At 66.9% G+C, this 16,901-nt stretch carries 15 protein-coding genes; 13 read left to right on the forward strand and 2 right to left on the reverse strand.

The annotated features are described in order from the left end of the window. Nucleotides 1-203 precede the first annotated feature (203 nt). The 4 genes from nrdR to ACIBL3_RS37220 all read left to right on the forward strand — a co-directional run bounded on the left by nrdR (nt 204) and on the right by ACIBL3_RS37220 (nt 6,555). The gene (gene nrdR, locus ACIBL3_RS37205; RefSeq protein ID WP_360526153.1) at nt 204-698 is read left to right on the forward strand and encodes a transcriptional regulator NrdR; all 495 of its coding nucleotides are present in this window, start codon (nt 204-206) and stop codon (nt 696-698) included. A 110-nt stretch (nt 699-808) separates the two neighbouring features. Continuing rightward, complete coding sequence (locus tag ACIBL3_RS37210) at nt 809-3,703, forward strand: vitamin B12-dependent ribonucleotide reductase (RefSeq protein WP_396358601.1); 2,895 nt, start codon at nt 809-811, stop codon at nt 3,701-3,703. A gap of 85 nt (nt 3,704-3,788) precedes the next feature. Further along, the gene (locus ACIBL3_RS37215) at nt 3,789-5,417 is read left to right on the forward strand and encodes a LuxR C-terminal-related transcriptional regulator (protein ID WP_396358602.1); all 1,629 of its coding nucleotides are present in this window, start codon (nt 3,789-3,791) and stop codon (nt 5,415-5,417) included. 64 nt (nt 5,418-5,481) lie between these two features. After that, nucleotides 5,482-6,555 (forward strand): class I SAM-dependent methyltransferase, encoded by a 1,074-nt coding sequence (locus ACIBL3_RS37220; RefSeq protein WP_396358604.1) that lies wholly within the window; start codon nt 5,482-5,484, stop codon nt 6,553-6,555. A gap of 10 nt (nt 6,556-6,565) precedes the next feature. Here ACIBL3_RS37220 and ACIBL3_RS37225 read toward each other — a convergent pair whose 3' ends face one another. Further along, nucleotides 6,566-7,390 carry an aldo/keto reductase gene (locus ACIBL3_RS37225; RefSeq protein ID WP_396358605.1) on the reverse strand — a complete coding sequence of 275 codons (825 nt, stop codon included), beginning with the start codon at nt 7,388-7,390 and terminating at the stop codon, nt 6,566-6,568. A gap of 139 nt (nt 7,391-7,529) precedes the next feature. Here ACIBL3_RS37225 and ACIBL3_RS37230 point away from each other — a divergent pair, with 139 nt between their 5' ends. The 6 genes from ACIBL3_RS37230 (at nt 7,530) to ACIBL3_RS37255 (ending at nt 14,732) form a co-directional block, all read left to right on the forward strand. Next, on the forward strand, nt 7,530-8,159 hold the full coding sequence (locus ACIBL3_RS37230) for a hypothetical protein (protein WP_396358606.1): 630 nt from the start codon (nt 7,530-7,532) through the stop codon (nt 8,157-8,159). An 87-nt stretch (nt 8,160-8,246) separates the two neighbouring features. Next, the gene (locus ACIBL3_RS37235; protein WP_396358607.1) at nt 8,247-8,900 is read left to right on the forward strand and encodes a Crp/Fnr family transcriptional regulator; all 654 of its coding nucleotides are present in this window, start codon (nt 8,247-8,249) and stop codon (nt 8,898-8,900) included. 94 nt (nt 8,901-8,994) lie between these two features. Continuing rightward, on the forward strand, nt 8,995-9,882 hold the full coding sequence (locus ACIBL3_RS37240) for a hypothetical protein (RefSeq protein ID WP_396358608.1): 888 nt from the start codon (nt 8,995-8,997) through the stop codon (nt 9,880-9,882). Further along, complete coding sequence (locus tag ACIBL3_RS37245) at nt 9,879-11,984, forward strand: hypothetical protein (RefSeq protein ID WP_396358609.1); 2,106 nt, start codon at nt 9,879-9,881, stop codon at nt 11,982-11,984. The genes ACIBL3_RS37240 and ACIBL3_RS37245 overlap by 4 nt, the downstream gene beginning before the upstream one ends. Next, nucleotides 11,971-13,341: a hypothetical protein gene (locus ACIBL3_RS37250; RefSeq protein WP_396358610.1), complete on the forward strand. Its 1,371-nt coding sequence runs from the start codon at nt 11,971-11,973 to the stop codon at nt 13,339-13,341. Before ACIBL3_RS37245 ends, ACIBL3_RS37250 begins: the two co-directional genes overlap by 14 nt. Nucleotides 13,342-13,643: 302 nt before the next feature. Further along, nucleotides 13,644-14,732: a hypothetical protein gene (locus ACIBL3_RS37255; RefSeq protein ID WP_396358611.1), complete on the forward strand. Its 1,089-nt coding sequence runs from the start codon at nt 13,644-13,646 to the stop codon at nt 14,730-14,732. A gap of 58 nt (nt 14,733-14,790) precedes the next feature. On the opposite strand, the gene ACIBL3_RS37260 is transcribed toward ACIBL3_RS37255, so the two are convergent. Further along, nucleotides 14,791-15,087 carry a hypothetical protein gene (locus ACIBL3_RS37260; protein WP_396358612.1) on the reverse strand — a complete coding sequence of 99 codons (297 nt, stop codon included), beginning with the start codon at nt 15,085-15,087 and terminating at the stop codon, nt 14,791-14,793. Nucleotides 15,088-15,226: 139 nt separating this feature from the next. Here ACIBL3_RS37260 and ACIBL3_RS37265 point away from each other — a divergent pair, with 139 nt between their 5' ends. From ACIBL3_RS37265 to ACIBL3_RS37275, 3 genes are all read left to right on the forward strand, one after another. After that, entirely contained in the window at nt 15,227-15,580 is a 354-nt protein-coding gene (locus ACIBL3_RS37265) for an XRE family transcriptional regulator (RefSeq protein ID WP_396358613.1), read from the forward strand. Between the two features lie 25 nt (nt 15,581-15,605). Then, nucleotides 15,606-15,809 carry a KTSC domain-containing protein gene (locus ACIBL3_RS37270; protein ID WP_396358614.1) on the forward strand — a complete coding sequence of 68 codons (204 nt, stop codon included), beginning with the start codon at nt 15,606-15,608 and terminating at the stop codon, nt 15,807-15,809. 118 nt (nt 15,810-15,927) lie between these two features. Further along, complete coding sequence (locus ACIBL3_RS37275) at nt 15,928-16,116, forward strand: hypothetical protein (protein ID WP_396358615.1); 189 nt, start codon at nt 15,928-15,930, stop codon at nt 16,114-16,116. Nucleotides 16,117-16,901: the final 785 nt, after the last annotated feature.

Below are 16,901 nucleotides of genomic sequence, written 5' to 3' on the forward strand. Positions count from 1 at the left end.
AGTGTTGGAACGAAGAGACGCGCGCGGGATTCGGGCGTTCTTGCAAACTGTCGGAGCAGCGATCTAGGATCCCTAGATGTAGTGGTTACACGGGTGTAATTTTCCACAGGTAGTGGTCAGTTGCACACAGCTTCTACACAAGTTGTCCCCAGGCAGATCCACAGGCCGCCGCAGTGACGGCCTCACGGGAGGAGTGATTCGTCGTGCACTGTCCGTATTGCCGGCACGCCGATTCCCGGGTCGTGGACAGCCGCGTGGCCGAGGACGGCGGAGCGATCCGCCGCCGCCGGCAGTGCCCGGTCTGCGAGAAGCGGTTCACCACTGTGGAGCAGATGCAGCTCACGGTCGTGAAGCGCTCCGGCGCGACCGAGCCGTTCAGCCGGGAGAAGGTCATCAACGGGGTCGGCAAGGCCTGCAAGGGCCGGCCGGTGGACGTCGACGCGCTGGCCCGGCTGGGGCAGCGGGTCGAGGACGCGCTCAAGGCGAGCGGCTCGCCGGAGGTGCCCGCGCACGAGGTCGGACTCGCGATCCTCGGGCCGCTGCGGGAGCTCGACGAGGTCGCCTACCTGCGGTTCGCGAGCGTGTACAGGCAGTTCGAGTCGGCCGACGACTTCGAGACGGAGATCGCGCTGCTGCGGGCGGAGAAGGAGCCGGAAGGCACCGAGCCGCGTCCGCTGAAGCCGACCCAGCAGACATAAATCGGGGACCCAGCAACACCACGCAGTACAAGCGGTTGAGCAGTCACGCAGTACTCAACGGGGCGGTCCCGACAGACCGCGGCAGTGCAGACAATGGGCGAGGAGCAACCATGACAGAGACGGTGACCGGCCACTCGGGGTCGACCAAGAGGTCGGCGGCCGGGTTCCGCGGGCGGAAGAACGCCCCCGCGGGACTCACCATCGAGCGCATCTTCACGACCGAGGGAGTACATCCGTACGACGAGGTGACGTGGGAGCGCCGCGACGTCGTGCAGCAGAACTGGAAGACCGGTGAGACGGTCTTCGAGCAGCGCGGGGTCGAGTTCCCCGACTACTGGAGCGTGAACGCCTCCACCATCGTCACCACCAAGTACTTCCGCGGCGCGGTCGGCCACGACAACCGGGAGTGGAGCCTCAGGCAGCTGCTCGACCGGGTGGTCAAGACCTACCGCAAGGCCGGCGAGGACCACGGGTACTTCGCGGCGCCGAAGGACGCGGAGGTGTTCGAGCACGAGCTCACCTGGATGCTGCTGCACCAGTACTTCAGCTTCAACTCGCCGGTCTGGTTCAACGTCGGGACGTCCTCGCCGCAGCAGGTGTCGGCCTGCTTCATCCTCGCCGTCGACGACTCGATGGACTCGATCCTGAACTGGTACAAGGAAGAGGGCCTGATCTTCAAGGGCGGCTCCGGTGCCGGCCTGAACCTGTCCCGGATCCGCTCGTCCAAGGAGCTGCTGCAGTCCAGCGGCGGGACGGCGTCCGGCCCGGTCTCCTTCATGCGCGGCGCGGACGCCTCCGCCGGGACGATCAAGTCCGGCGGCGCCACCCGGCGGGCGGCCAAGATGGTCGTGCTCGACGTCGACCACCCCGACATCGAGGAGTTCGTCGAGACCAAGATGCGCGAGGAGGAGAAGATCCGGGTCCTGCGCGACGCGGGCTTCGACATGGACCTCGGCGGCCGCGACATCACCTCGGTCCAGTACCAGAACGCGAACAACTCGGTCCGCGTCACCGACGAGTTCATGCGCGCGGTCGAGGAGAAGGGCGACTTCGGGCTGCGGGCGCGGCTGGACAACTCGGTGATCGAGACCGTCGACGCGCGTGAGCTGTTCGACAAGATCTCCCAGGCCGCCTGGGCCTGCGCCGACCCCGGCCTGCAGTACGACGACACCATCAACGACTGGCACACGACGCCGGAGACGGGCCGGATCACCGCGTCCAACCCGTGCTCGGAGTACATGCACCTGGACAACTCGTCCTGCAACCTGGCGTCGCTGAACCTGATGAAGTTCCTCCGCGACGACGACCTGTTCGACTCGGAGAAGTTCGTCAAGGCGGTCGAGCTGATCATCACCGCGATGGACATCTCGATCTGCTTCGCCGACTTCCCGACCGAGGCGATCGGCGACACCACCCGCGCGTACCGGCAGCTGGGCATCGGCTACGCGAACCTCGGTGCGTTGCTGATGGCAACGGGCCACGCGTACGACTCCGACGGTGGTCGCGCACTGGCGGGCGCTATCACCTCGCTGATGACCGGTACGTCGTACAAGCGCTCCGCCGAGCTGGCCGGCGTCGTCGGCCCGTACGACGGCTTCGAGCGGAACAAGGACGCGCACACCCGGGTGATGCGCAAGCACGCCGCGGCCAACGACGCGATCCGGACCATGCACGAGATCGACAAGGACGTGCAGAAGCACGCGACCGCGGCGTGGGACGCCGTACTCAAGGTCGGCGCCAAGAACGGCTGGCGCAACGCGCAGGCCTCGGTGCTCGCGCCGACCGGCACCATCGGCTTCATGATGGACTGCGACACCACCGGCATCGAGCCGGACTTCTCGCTGGTCAAGTTCAAGAAGCTGGTCGGCGGCGGCTCGATGCAGATCGTCAACACCACGGTGCCGCGGGCGCTGCGGCAGTACAACTACACCGAGGAGACGATCGAGGCGATCGTCGAGTACATCTCCGAGCACGGTCACGTCGTCGACGCGCCCGGCCTGAAGCCGGAGCACTACGAGATCTTCGACACCGCGATGGGTGAGCGGGCCATCAAGCCGATGGGCCACGTGCGGATGATGGCGGCCGCGCAGCCGTTCCTGTCCGGCGCGATCTCGAAGACGGTGAACCTGCCGGAGACCGCGACGGTCGAGGAGATCGCCGACGTCTACTTCCAGGGCTGGAAGCTCGGCCTGAAGGCGCTGGCCGTCTACCGCGACAACTGCAAGGTCGGCCAGCCGCTGGCGGACGCGAAGGCGAAGAAGGCCTCCTCGGCGGAGGCTGTCGCGGCCGAGGCCGCCGTCGCGGAGAAGATCGTCGAGAAGGTCATCGAGTACCGGCCGACGCGCAAGCGCCTGCCGAAGTCCCGCCCGTCGCGGACCACGTCGTTCAGCGTCGGTGGCGCCGAGGGGTACATGACCGCCGGCTCCTACCCGGACGACGGTCTGGGCGAGGTCTTCCTGAAGATGGGCAAGCAGGGCTCGACCCTGGCCGGGGTGATGGACGCCTTCTCGATCGCGATCTCGATCGCGCTGCAGCACGGTGTGCCGCTGGAGACCTACGTCCAGAAGTTCACCAACCTGAAGTTCGAGCCGGCCGGCCTGACCGACGACCCGGACGTCCGGATGGCGCAGTCGATCATGGACTACATCTTCCGCCGCCTGGCCCTGGACTACCTGCCCTTCGACGAGCGGGCTGCCCTGGGCATCTACTCCGCGGAGGAGCGGTCCCGCCAGCTCGACACCGGCTCCTACGAGCCGGCTCCGGTCGAGGTCTCCGAGGCGGAGTCTCTGAAGTCGGTCGAGCCGGCTCCAGAGCCTGTGGTCGAGGTCGAGGTGGCCGCCGCCAAGCCGGTCAAGGGCGAAGCGCGGACGACGGCGGAGATGTTCGAGCTCATCACCGGCACCTCGGTCGACGCGCCGCTCTGCTTCACCTGCGGCACGAAGATGCGCCCGAGTGGCTCCTGCTACGTCTGCGAGGGCTGCGGGAGCACCTCTGGCTGCAGCTGACCTGCGCTGACCGCTAGCTGAAAGCGCCGCGGCCTCCGGGACTTCCCACCTTCCCCGGGGGCCGTAGCGCGTCTACCGTCGAGGAGTGGAGGAGGTCGGCGGTCTCCTTGCGGCTGGGGAGAAGGCGCTCGGTGACGGGGACTGGGTGGCGGCGCTCGCCGCGTTCGGGTCCGACGGGGTCTGTGAGACTGCCGAGGGCCTTTCCGGGCTGGGCAACGCCCAGTGGTGGCTGGGCGACGTACGAGCCGCCTTCTCCAGCTGGGAACGTGCCTATGCGCTGTTCCGCCGTACCGACCCGGCCGAGGCCGTCTTCCTGGCACTCGGCCTCAGCATGCTGTACGACGCCAACTTCGGCGACCGTGCTGCGGCGCAAGGCTGGGCTGCGCGGGCAGTCCGGGTGGCAGCTGAAGTCGACGACCCTGTCGTGGTGGCGTGGGCCTCGCTGGCACGGGCTGGCGCGGCGGACGACACTTCGGCGGCGGCAGTTTTGTCCGAGGCGGCGTACGAGGTTGGTGCCGAGGCGGGGGACCGTGACCTCGAGCTGTGCGCGCTGAGCCTGTGGGGAGCCGCGCTGATCAACCTCGGCCAGATTATCGAGGGCACTGCGCTGCTGGACGAAGCACTGGCCGGTGCACTCGGTGGTGAGGGTGCCCGGCCGGACACGGTCGTCTTGGCGAGCTGCCTGCTGATGCGCTCGTGCGTCCGCGGCGGCGACTACCTACGTGTCGTGCAGTGGGTCCGGTCACTCGACGCCTTCATCGCCCGCTATGGCTGTCCCTACCTTCACTCTTCCTGTAGAGCGTCGTACGGCGGAGTGCTGGTCTCCACAGGTGATTGGCCGCGTGCGGAGGACGAGCTGAATGCTGCGATGGAGCTGGCTCGCGATGCGCTGCCGACTGTCCAGGCAGAGGCAGCAGCGTTCCTTGCTGAGCTCCGGCTGGCACAGGGCCGAGTCGGTGAGGCCCGGCAGCTACTGACCGGCTTCGAGGACCGCACCGTCGTACGCCCGGTCCTGGCCGCCGTGTATCTGGCTGCGGGAGAGGTGCCGATGGCTGTCTCGCTCGTACGGCGGCAGCTGGACGGCAGCCCGCCTTTGGAGGAGGCCCGGCTGCGTGAGGTGCTTGGCTCCGCCTATCTGGCGTCGGGCGACGTAGCGGGCGCGGCTGCGGAGGCGGAGCGGCTTTCTGGGCTGGGTACGACGACTGACAGTGGACTGATCGCCGCACGCGCTGCACGGTTGTGTGGGCGGACTCTGCTGGCACAGGGGGACTGTCGGGCGGCGGTGGCTCGGCTGGCGGCGGCTCAGACCTGGTTCGGGTTGTTGGAGATGCCGCTCGAGGTTGCGCGTACCCGGATGATGCTGGCGCAGGCGATGGCGCCGTACGACCCGGCTCCTGCGGTTGCCGAGGCTCGGATCGCGCTTGCGGTCTTCGAGGATCTTGGGGCGGCTGCTGATGCTGACGCAGCGGCTGCCTGGTTGCGGGCTGCCGGTGCGACGGCTGCTCGCGTGGGACCTCGTGGGATGGGGCTGTTGACCAAGCGGGAGCATGACGTGCTCGCCGTACTGGCTGAGGGGCTGCCCAATCCGGAGATCGCGGCTCGGCTGTACATCAGCCGCCGTACCGTCGAGCACCACGTGGCCAGCATCCTGTCGAAGCTCGGCGTACGGAACCGCACCGAGGCAGCCGCCTACCTCACCCGCGTCGACGAATAGGCGAACTCACCGATGCTCGGCGTGACCTGCCGATGCGACGCTCCAGGAAATCTTGGAGGTCACGATGAGCGAGACAGTGCTGGACGTGGAGCGCCGAGAGGCGTTCGGGCAACAAATGGTCGACGTGTTCAACCACGCGAACCTGGCGCTACTGGCAAGCATCGGCCACCAGGTCGGCCTGTTCGACACCCTGGCCGAGTTGTCGCCGGCGACGAGCCACGAGATCGCGGGCGCCGCGAACCTGCACGAGCGCTACGTACGTGAATGGCTCAGCGCGCTGACTGTCGCGGGAGTGGTGGAGTACGACCCGGGGCCGCGAACGTTCTGGTTGCCGAGGGAGCACGCCGCGTTCCTGACTCGCGCCGCGGGACCGGAGAACCTGGCTGCGGCGATGCAGTTCGTGCCGTTGGTGTCCGGTGTGGAGACGCTGTTGGTGGAGTGCTTCCGCCACGGCGGCGGCGTGCCGTATTCGGAGTACACGGAGTTCCACCGCTGGAAGGCCGAGGACAGCGAGGCGCTGTACGACCTGGCGCTCGTCGACGACATCCTGCCGCTGGTCCCCGAACTGCCCGCGCGGCTGCGTGCCGGCATCGAGGTCGCCGACATCGGTTGCGGCAGCGGACGTGTCACCAACCTGATCGCCGCGGCCTACCCACGCAGCCGGTGCGTCGGGTACGACTTCGAAGAGGACGGCATCGCGGCCGGCCGCGCGGAGGCTCAGCGGCTCGGCCTGCCGAACGCGGACTTCGTCCTGCGGGACGTGACCGACCTCGGGGAGTACGAGCGGTTCGACTTCGTCACCGCCTTCGACGCCATCCACGACCAGGCGCATCCGGCGCAGGTGCTCGCGGGCATCGCGGCGTCGCTTCGGCCGGGTGGTGTCTTCCTGATGGTCGACATCCGGGCGTCGAGCAACCTGGAGGAGAACCTGGACCACCCGTTCGGCGTCTTCCTCTACGCGGCGTCCACCGTGCACTGCACGCCGGTCTCGCTGTACCTCGACGGCGATGGCCTGGGCACGATGTGGGGCGAGCAGAGGGCCCGCCAGATGCTGGCCGACGCAGGGTTCACCTCGGTCGACGTCACCTACGTGGAAGCCGACGTTTTCAACACCTACTACATCTGCCGGAAGGACTGACCTCCCGGCCTCAGTGGCCTGAACGATCCGAGTCGGCTGCCGCTCGCGCCGTACCGTCGAGGGCGGCCAACGACTGCAGCTCCGCATCGGTCAGGTCGAAGTCGAACACCGCCAGGTTCTGCTCGAGCCGCGCCCGATTCGCCGACTTGGGAATCGGTACGACGTCCTGCTGCGTCTCCCACCGCAGCACGACCTGCCCCGGCGCCCGGTCGTGCGCCTCAGCGATCTGCCGCACGGCCGGGTGCTCCAGCAGGTCGGTGCCCTTCCCCAGCGGACTCCACGCCTCGGTCACGATCCCGTGCTGCTGGTGAAACTCGCGCTCCGCCTGCTTGCCCCACACGGGACTCAGCTGCACCTGGTTCACCTCCGGAGCCACCCCGGTCTCGTCGATCAGCCGCTGCAGATGCGCCGGCTTGAAGTTCGACGTACCGATCGCGCGCACCAGCCCGGCTTCGCGGAGCGCGATCAGCCCTTGCCACGCCTCGACGTACCGGTCCTGGTCCGGGTTCGGCCAGTGGATGAGGAGGAGGTCGAGGTAGTCGACGCCGAGCTTGTCCGCGCTCGCCTCGAACGCCGTCCGGGCGCCGTCGACGCTGTGCCACCGCCTGTTGAACTTCGACGTCACGAACACCTCGTCCCGCGGCGCGCCCTTGAGCGCCCGCCCGACGCCGGTCTCGTTGCGGTAGTTCTCCGCGGTGTCGATCAGCCGGTACCCCACCTCGAGCGCTTGCGAGACTGCCCGTTCGGCGCCGGCGTCGTCCATCGGCGAGGTGCCGAGCCCGATCCGCGGCATCGCGGTCCCACCACTCAGCGTGACGACCGGGACTGAACTCATCGCGTTTCCTCCTTCGGGCCGACGACGTACGGCCACCGTACGTCGTACCCGTCTCAGCGCGCCGAAACCGGGCAGCGAACTGTCGGGGGCGTGGTTCATCATGGTGCGGCGGGATCGGATCGTGCGGAGGGGTAGGCGAATGAGAAATCGGCTGATCACTCTTGTGGACCTGGGTCTGGACAGCTCGTTCGACGCGTCGATGAGCTTCGTCCAGGGCATCACCGGGAACATCAACGCCGGCTGGGACCAGCCGGTCATCGACGTGAACTTCGTCCGTACCCGCGACCACGAGACCGCCTTCTCCGCACTCACCACGCCCTCGACCGTGCTGCACGTGATGGCTCACGGTGACCACAGCGAGGAGCCCTCCTTCCTGTCCACCGACGGCAAGACCCAGGTCTCGCTGCGGTCGCTGGCCGAGTGGTTCCTCGACCGCCAGTGGGGGATCGCCAGCGGTGTCGTGATCGCCGACGGCTGCAAGACCGGCATCGGCAAGTGGCAGCGAGCCATCCGCGACTGCCTCCAGGACGACATCACCTACATCGGCACCAGCACCGTCATCGGCTGGTACGAAGCCACCGTCTTCTGCTCCGCCTTCTACGGCGCCCTGGTCCGCAACCGCGGCCTCGGCCGAACCCCCGCCGAACAAGGCTGGGACGCCGCCAACCGAGCCGTCACCGCCTACGAAACCCTCACCGACGCCCGCTGCCCCTACAAACCCGTCCTCCTAACCCCCTCCCGCCGAGCCCTCCGCTCCCTCACCGGCTGACCGACACGCACTCCGGCGCTACTTTCGGTAGTGCGTGTGAGACTTTCTGTGGCGAGCTCGATGGTGAGGCACGGAGAGTGATCGGCTTTGGGATCGCACCCTACGTTTCGGGACCTGATCGGCGCCGACACCTGGCGCCTCTTGCTGGCAGCGGGGACTCTGCGCAGCTACCAGCCTGGCCGGGACATCCTGCGGCAAGGCGAACCAGGTGGATTTCTCCTCGCGCTCGAGTCCGGCCGCGTCAAGCTGCTCGCAACAGCCGAGGACGGCGCCCGCCTGCTGCTGACAGTGCGAGGTGGCGGTCATCTGCTGGGCGAGCTTGCTGGTGAGGACGGTCGCCGCACCGCCACGGTCGAGGCGATCGACCACTGCACCGCGAGGTACCTGACGCTGCCGCAGTTCACGAGCCGGCTCACACAACTGAGGCTCGGCCCCGCGTACCAGCGCTACGTCACGGGCAAGTTCGATCAGGCGGTGTCTCGTCAGGTCGACCTTGCCCATCGATCGGCACTGCGCCGAATCGCACGCCTCTTGTACGACGTTGTCCGTCTGGCCCCGCCTGAGGTGCAAAACCCGGACCGGGTGCCCTTTACGCAGGAGGAACTCGCCGGATCGCTCGGCCTGGCTCGCAGCACGGTCGCTGAACAGCTCACCAGGCTCCGGTCCGCAGGCGCCCTCGCTCCTGGCCCACAGCTGATCGTTGCAGATCTCGACCGCCTTGCAGAGCTGATCGGCTCCTGAGGCATACCTCACGCCCGGGCTGTCCGATTCCGGACAATCCCCGCCGCCGTTCATCGCGAACCTGGACTCAAGTCCCGCCAACGAGGAGGTTCTCATGACCACACCCCAGGATCCCGGCTACACCGGCGTCTCCGAACTCCCGCCGTACCGCTCCCTACTCGTCGTCGACATGAAGGACTACAGCGGCGCGCCCGGCCGTCATCACGCGCATCTCAACGCTGTGATCCCGGAGATTCTTCAGCGCGCCTTCGCTCGCTGTGGTCTGGAGACCCTGTGGAACGAGACGACGTTCTCAGACTCGACCGGTGACGGGTATGCGATCGGACTGCCGTCCAAACGCCTGCCGTTTCTGCTCAATCCCTACCTCGGAGCACTGCAAGAGGAACTCGCTGAGCGGAGTCGCACGTTGGTCGCTGCGGGCTTCTCGGCGATCCGGATGCGCGTCAGCGTCACCGTCGGGCCGGTCAGCGACTCAGGTGCGAACGGCGTTTCCGACGGCGCGGGCGATGCGCGTGTGGAACTGCATCGCTTGCTCGACAGCGAGCCGGTGCGTGACCTGCTCAACCGTTCCGGCGAGGTGACTCGAGTGGCGGCAATCGTCTCGGCCCGAGCCTTCGAGGATGCTGTCGCGGCGGGGTACACCGACGAAGATCCGAGGCTGTACGTCCCCGCGCCGGTTCGGGTGAAGCGCTACCAGGGCCAGGCGTACCTCCGGGTGCCGTTGCCGTCAGGCGACTTGCTGGCAAGCGGCTTTGGGCGGAAGCCCTCCGACTCGGACGAGAAGGCCGAATCGAAGGCCACACTGTCCGCTGCGGTGACGCCGACGGTTCAGGCAGACGACCACAGCCGGAACCGCCGGGGTGGCATCGGCAACATCACCGGCACCGTCAACTCGCTCGTCACCGATCCTCGCGGTCCGGTCAACACCGGCAGCGGCCACCAGTACGTGAGCGACCGGCCAGACACTCACGAGCCCCGATGACAGCGCAAACCGCGGAGGGAACCGACGACCGGGACGACGGGCCGCCGGCCGTCCAGCCCGGGGCAAGACATGGCGGCTTTGGTGATCTGCAAGGCGACGTCCGGACGGTACTCACGGACGCGCGCGGGGCGGTCAACACAGGCGATGGTCCCCAGTTCAATCTCCATAGCGACTCGATCAGCCTGCTGGTGGCCTCAACCGCCCCGGAGCTGCCGGTTCGGCAGCCGATCGGGATCAAAGCGGTGATGACGAGGATCGAGTTCCTCAATCGGGTCTTTGTTCGTCCAGCTGGCTTCGACCTGGTCGAGGCGCGCTTGCGCCCGAGCGGCACGACGATTGTGCTCACCGGCGAGTCCGGGAGCGGACGCCGGGCCGCAGCCCAGATGCTGCTCTGTCCAAGTCCGCAGGATGCTGCGTCGCTCCGCTTTCTCTCGAGCAATGACCTGGTAGGCGATGATCGGTTAACGTCCGAGGACGTGACAGATGGCGATCGGCTGCTGCTGGATGTCTCCGATCTCGACAGCAGCACCTTCGCGCAACGCCAGACAGACTTGGTGAACTGCGTGTCGATCGTTCACGAGCAGCGGGCGAACCTGGTGATCCTCGTGCCTGATCGCCAGGAGCGAGCTCTGCATGACGACCTCAAGGCGCATCAGGTGAGCTTCAGCAGTCCGGATCGCTGGCGGGTCCTGGCCTCACACCTCTTCGAAGGCTTCGGTCTGAGGCTGCCCCGATCGGGTCTGCGGCCCGCTGACCTCGAGGTACTGGACCGCCAACCGCTGCGCATCGTGGCGCAAGTGGCCGTCCACCTCGATCAGTTCCGTGATCAATCAGCCAATCCGGCCACCTGGTTCAGCCGAGCTATCGAGGGGCTGGCCGATCACGAGGACGAACTCACTGGCCTGCTTCACGAGCTCGACACCGTCGAACAACGGACCCTCCTGCTGACTGCCGCGATGCTCGAAGGAAGCTCCGTCGACGCGATCTACTTCGCCGAACGGAACCTGCAGAAACGCATCGGATACAGATCGGCCGTGGACGGTCACCGGCTGGCGCAACCCGGTATCACCGATCGGATCCGCGGCCTGCGCGACCATCTGGAGATCCTGCCGGACGGCACCGTCCGCTTCTCCCGGATCGCCTTCGGACCAGCTGTTCTGGCGCACTTCTGGGACGCGTACCCGGACCTGCGGACGCCGTTTGCCCGATGGGTCTGGGGCTCGAGTCACTGGCGCGCGATCGAGCCAGAGGATCGCTCAGCGGTTGCGCTGCGGTTCGCGGACCAGGCTGCCCGCACCAACCGGCTCTCGGACTTGTTCAGATTGGTCGAGAGTTGGTCCGACGCAGGGCGAGACGAACCCCGACGGCTGGCGGTCGTCATCATGGCGCAGGTCCTTCTGCGGGACTCGACAGGTCAAGCGGCGCGCAACCAGTTGTACAGCTGGGCCCGCGCTGGAAACCTGACGGCCGCACTCGGTCGAATCGTGATCGAGTTGTGCACCGACGTTGTGGCTGTCAGCCATCTGAAGCAAGCACTGATCAGGTTGCGCTGGCTGGCATCCCGGCCCGCCGTCCGGGCTGAAGCGCGGCAGGCGATCGTGCAACTGTGTGGCGACAATCGCGCGCTCGAGCTCTTCATACATGTCCTGACCGACCGAGACCGATTCGACGCGCACCTGTGCCGCGTCGTACTGGCACCTGACCGACTCGCCCCCAATGCGGACCTGTCGGCGGCACTGTTCATCCCAAGGCTGCGGCAGAAAGCGGTGGCTGCCTGGCGAACCGCGCTGGCCGATCTAGAGCCACCCGACTGGAACCGCGCCATCTTTCCGTGGCTGACGCAGCACGCCCGCTTGCTGGCAGGGGGCGCCCTCGACCTCGCAGCCACGCTGCTCACTGCTGTTGTCGACATCTGCGAAGGCAGGCTCGCGAGTTTGGCCTTGCTGTACGGCGCCAACCAGGCCTGGCTCATGCAATCACACGACCTGGGACCGGCCGCCCGTCAGTCGGCTACCGCGGTCGAACGGGCACTTGCCAGTGCCCTGGCCGATGGGTCCGACCGTCTCCAAAGCATCGAAGGAACTCGTCATGAAACTGACTAGGAACTCTCTCATCGTTGTTACGGTGACCAGCTTTGCCATTGGAGTAGTCGGCGTCATCGCCGACCTCGCATCCCTGGCCACAGTCGTCCTGATGGCGGCCTTCTTGGGAGTGTCTGTCCTGATTCTGCGCGACGAGAAACCGCAGCCTGCCGCCTCGGCGGCGAGCGGGCCGGCGGTGCACATCGAGCCCACACCGGATCCGCCTTCTCCCTCATCACAGGCGATCTACGACGTCAGGCTGCCTTCGGCTAGCGCTGACTACGAGTTCAGCTTTTCCGCATCGATCTACTGGACACCGGTTGGTCCTCCGTCGAGGCATACCGACCTCGGCAGCGTCGCTGTGAACGCCGTGCTGCAGCGGGCCCGCAGATCACTGCTGTCGTCCGAACCGACAGAAGAGGCGCACGCCGTCCATCAACTGAAAGCAGCCATCGGCCATCCCGAGGCCGATGACCGGCAACAAGTCAGATCGTGGGCGGAGGACATCCAGCTTCGGTTGCCCGGCCCGCATGCCGCGCACTTCCAGATGAGGAGTGAACTGCGACGCCAGCAGGAGATCGCCGATCTCCAGCGGCAGCTCGAGCGGGACGTTCGGCAGTACCTCCATGAGGACGCTCTCGCGACAGCTGGTTCAGCGACTGTTTGGTGGCTGGCGAAGCACCCCGAACAGATCGAGCAGTGTGTGGAGCTCTACGAGACCTTGAAGCGACTGTCGAACGCAGCAAACGACAGACTGGAAACGGGTGCGGAGACTTCGCCTGACTGGCCTCAACTGACCAGCAAGCCCAGTGAAATCACTGAGGACGTCGCCTATCCCGTCGTGCCGCAGGACCCGTCGCAGGCCGTGCGGATCGACCTCCGGCCGGCGATGGAGACCTTCCTCGACGGACATGACTCAGCCGAACGCGCCTTCAAGGCATTCGCCCTGGCGAACCTTGAGGAGAAGTTCAACCGACCCGACCGCGCCGAGCGAATCCGAAGCCTGTTCGGCTCGGAGCTGACTGCAGATGACGCAGGAAGGCCGGACGACTCCAGCGAGGCGGCAGCCGCTGACTCGGTCCCGGGTGACATTGCTGACGCGACTACGCCGATGCCGTCGACTGCAGGTACCGACTCAGCGGCCTCCGCTGGACCGGCGTCCTCGACCGCTTTGTCCGCTCCAGCCCTAGCAGCGAACGGCCAGCGATCGCTCATCGCCGATGAGCCCAACTCCTCGCAGACCACCGAGTCGGCGACCACGAGCGAGCCGTACCGTGAGGAGTTCTACTCCGCAGCGGGCGACGAGCACGGTCCGATCCAACCGCGCACAGAGCCGGTCAACGGCGACGAGCCGACGGGTGCCCGAGCGGACGGATGATCGCTTCGAGGACATGCTGACCGACGCGTGTCCGGTCGCATGGCGCGCCTGGGCACGCCGGTTTCGACACCGGCGCACTCGTTCCAACCGATCTGGCGGCGGACCTGTCGACAGGGCAGGCCACCGACACGCGCATGGCGGCTACTTTGGGTTAGGGGTGGGAGACTTTGGGTGGGCTCGTCGCGTGGCGAGGTCCGTGGTCTGGGTTGCCGGTGACCTGGGTGGCGAGAGGACGGGGAAGCCGTCCGGTACGCATTGGCCGACCTCCTGACGTCCGCCCGACGTGGTGAAGGAACGCCGCCATGAAGCTCCATCGGAACTCCCTCCTGACGGCTGCCGCCATCGTCGTGGTCCTGTACGTCGTCTGCCTGATCGTCGGCCTGCCGACCTGGGCCGCGATCGTGCTCACAGTGGTCCTGCTCGTCCTCCTCGCAGTCGTTTGGAAGCAGCCCGATCCGCCTCGTCCGATCGTGACCCCGACACCTTCGCCGCCGTCCGTCGTAATGCCGGACCCGGATCCCGTCTTCAGCGGACCGCCGTCGCGCACGGTCGCCGACGTACGGTTGCCGTCCGCGTCGCCCGACTTCCAGTTCAGCTTCTCGGCCGTCGTGCAGTGGTCGACCGTGTTGACCGGAGCGCGGCACGCCGACCTCGGCGCCGTCGCGGTCCACGCGCTGCTCGAGCGCGCCCGGGCGTTGACAGCGACCCAGCAGGTCACCGAGGAGTCCCTGAATCAGCACCGGCTCGCCGCCATCCTCGGTGAGCCCGCGCTCGACGAGAAGGGACAGGTGCGCTGCTGGGCCACCGAGGTACGCCTTCGCCTGCCGGACGCGGACCAGAAGCACCTCCTGCACCTCGCCGCCCTCCATCGCCGAGAGCAGACCACCCTGCTCGAACGCCGGATGGAGCAGGACAAACGCGCGTACCTGAAGGAGGACGTCTTCGCCACGCCCGGTTCGGCCGCTGTCTGGTGGCTGGTCAACAATCCCGGCGAAGTCGAGACCGCCGTCGGACTCCTCGACACCCTCGCCGAGCTCTCCGCCGCCGCCAACGACCTCTCGGTACGCCGCTCGTCCACCGAGGCCATCGCACACGCCAGGCCGACCCGGGCCGAGCTCGACTTCAACTCAGCCGTCGACCACCTACTCGAAGCCGGCGAACGCACCGACCGGACAACGGATCCGACAACAACCCCGGCAGCAGATCCGGCACCAGACCAGACGACCAGACCTGCCGCGACGCACGCCCACTCGCAGCAGCCCGTGGCCGCCGAAGGGCAACCCGCCCCGCCGGCCGACACCGCCGTACCTAGGCCTGCCCGCAACGGCGCTGCGAAGCCATCGAGTCAGCCACCAGATGGCAAGTATCGGGAAGAGTTCTATTCGGAGTAGGTCGGCGAGGCGGGCCGGCTGCAGGGTGGGCCCGCCCCACCGAGTTCGCGGGCGCATGTCATCCGTCCAGCCACTGGATTGTGGTTGCACCGTTGTGACCGTGGATCGTGAGCAGCGCCTCGATGCCGTCCGGCCACACCGTGGTGGTCGGATACCGCCCACCCCAGTGCAAGGCGACGCTTCCGTCACTCCACTCGACGCCCTCGGCGACGACGCCCGTACCGCTCACACCGGAGACGTCGACATGGCGAACCAGCTGGAAGCAGCGTGGCCCGGACTTGGTCGCGACTTTCAGATGACGCCGTCGCGGGGTCGTCCCCAGCAGCGTGGTGCTTCGACCGCTGATCTCGTTCATGCCAGAAGTCAACGCCCACGGCGCTGTCCTCACCATGAACTGAACAGGTATCCACAGGGCACAAATTCGGCACTCTGACGATCACCCGATCGCCGTAACCTGATTGCAAGGAGTGATCAACGCGCAGGGAGTGATACAGATGACCCTCATCGAGAAGTGGACCGGCCGGCACGCGCACGCTCTGCGCGAGGCGCTCCGGCTGACCAACGAAGCGTTCGCCGAGCATCTCGGCATCGCGCCGCGGACGGTGACCAAGTGGCGCGAGCGCCCGGAGATGGAGCCGAGCCATCTGATGCAACAAGCACTCGACACCTCACTGAGACAGGCGCCTCCCGACGCCAGGATCAGGTTCGCCGCCAACCTGGGCCGGGACGAACCCCAGCTCGTGTTCGACCAGGACGCGCTCAGCCGGCTCAACGAGACGCTCGGCGACCTCGCGCGGGCGGTGGCGCGCCTGGAGTCGGCCGAGCCTGAGCGATCACCGGCACACTAGGTCGACGTACCCGAGAGGAGCACAGGTGAGGCGACGACTGGTGAACTCGTCGAGTGTGCGATCGATCGGCTGGTCCGACGGGACTCTGGAGCTCGAGTACGTCAACGGCTCCACGTACCAGTACTACGAAGTCCCGCAGACCACCTATGCCGCGTTACTCGCCGCTCCCAGCATCGGCGCGTACGTGAACACTCACATCAAGCCGCAGTACGACTACCGCGAGGTTTGATCCAAACCGTTTCTGTAGGCGTTGCGGCGGGAACCGGATTGGCGATCCACACGGGGGTGCGCCCAGCCCTGGAGGTGACATGCGCACTCGTAGAGCGTCTACGACTGGTTCTCGCACGGTGGCGATCATCGTTGTCGTCTGGTTACTGATCGGCTTCGCGGCCGCCGCCCAACGGAACTACTTCGCGGGGTCGGACGCGACGTGCGCCAAGGTGGGCACGACGCTGGTCACCATCGTGGTCGGCCCGCTGAACTACGTCGGTGCCAACCCGAAGATCGACTGCAGCGCACCACAACCGTCGAGGTAGCCCGAGAGGTCGGGGCGAGCAGGACGGTGCTCGCCCCGCCTGGGGCAGCCGGGAATAGCTTCAGCACGGCACCGGTTACACCTGATGCCGTTCGGATCCATGACCCCGGGCCTCAACCTCAGCCGCTACGAGCGGCCACTCGCCGAGAGGCGTCTGCTGGACGGTGCGGTACGTGACTGGTGGGAGTCGGCAACGCCGGCTCCCACCAGGACTCGCAGCTCGCCCCGTCTCTGACGGAGCCTCGGGTACGACGACCTGGTGAGCCGTCGCCATGGACGCCGTACGAAGTCCCGTGGTGGTCGCTTGAGTGGTGGGGCATCATGGGAGATGTCGCTCGTGGAGACGCGAGTGAGTGATGTGACCAGAGGGACCGACGACTGCCTCGCGGCCGTGCCGGCTGACCGGCTCCGAGGGTGCTTCGTAAGGGTTCGGACAGGCTCCGGCACCCCGATTTGCATCTTCACCGCGAATGTCAGTAATGTTCTTCTTGTTGGAGCGAGGCGCGGGACGCGAAAGCGGCCGGCCCTCCGACAAACTCCCTGAAGGTCTCGGAAGCCGAAACACGCCTCGGCGGGTTTCGGACACTGAGTCACGCAGGGGGACTGGGACGAAAGAGGCCGATTTGACCGGCCCCGGACGGAACAGTAAAGTTGGGCGAGTTGCCCCGGAGCTTCAAACGAAAGTCTGAAGCGCGGTGTGCGTCCGATTCTTGAGAACTCAACAGCGTGCCGAAAGTCAATGCCGAAAGATGCATTAACCCCGTACACAGGCATTGGATGACTGTT

Source organism: Kribbella sp. NPDC050124, assembly GCF_044460355.1.
Taxonomy (GTDB): domain Bacteria; phylum Actinomycetota; class Actinomycetes; order Propionibacteriales; family Kribbellaceae; genus Kribbella.

Coding starts and splice junctions, on each gene's coding strand:
- ACIBL3_RS37230 (WP_396358606.1), top strand. CDS start 7,530: ATGAGAAATCGGCTGATCACTCTTGTGGACCTGGGTCTGGACAGCTCG.
- ACIBL3_RS37210 (WP_396358601.1), top strand. CDS start 809: ATGACAGAGACGGTGACCGGCCACTCGGGGTCGACCAAGAGGTCGGCG.
- ACIBL3_RS37245 (WP_396358609.1), top strand. CDS start 9,879: ATGACAGCGCAAACCGCGGAGGGAACCGACGACCGGGACGACGGGCCG.
- ACIBL3_RS37240 (WP_396358608.1), top strand. CDS start 8,995: ATGACCACACCCCAGGATCCCGGCTACACCGGCGTCTCCGAACTCCCG.
- ACIBL3_RS37250 (WP_396358610.1), top strand. CDS start 11,971: ATGAAACTGACTAGGAACTCTCTCATCGTTGTTACGGTGACCAGCTTT.
- ACIBL3_RS37265 (WP_396358613.1), top strand. CDS start 15,227: ATGACCCTCATCGAGAAGTGGACCGGCCGGCACGCGCACGCTCTGCGC.
- ACIBL3_RS37255 (WP_396358611.1), top strand. CDS start 13,644: ATGAAGCTCCATCGGAACTCCCTCCTGACGGCTGCCGCCATCGTCGTG.
- ACIBL3_RS37225 (WP_396358605.1), bottom strand. CDS start 7,390: ATGAGTTCAGTCCCGGTCGTCACGCTGAGTGGTGGGACCGCGATGCCG.
- ACIBL3_RS37220 (WP_396358604.1), top strand. CDS start 5,482: ATGAGCGAGACAGTGCTGGACGTGGAGCGCCGAGAGGCGTTCGGGCAA.
- ACIBL3_RS37260 (WP_396358612.1), bottom strand. CDS start 15,087: ATGAACGAGATCAGCGGTCGAAGCACCACGCTGCTGGGGACGACCCCG.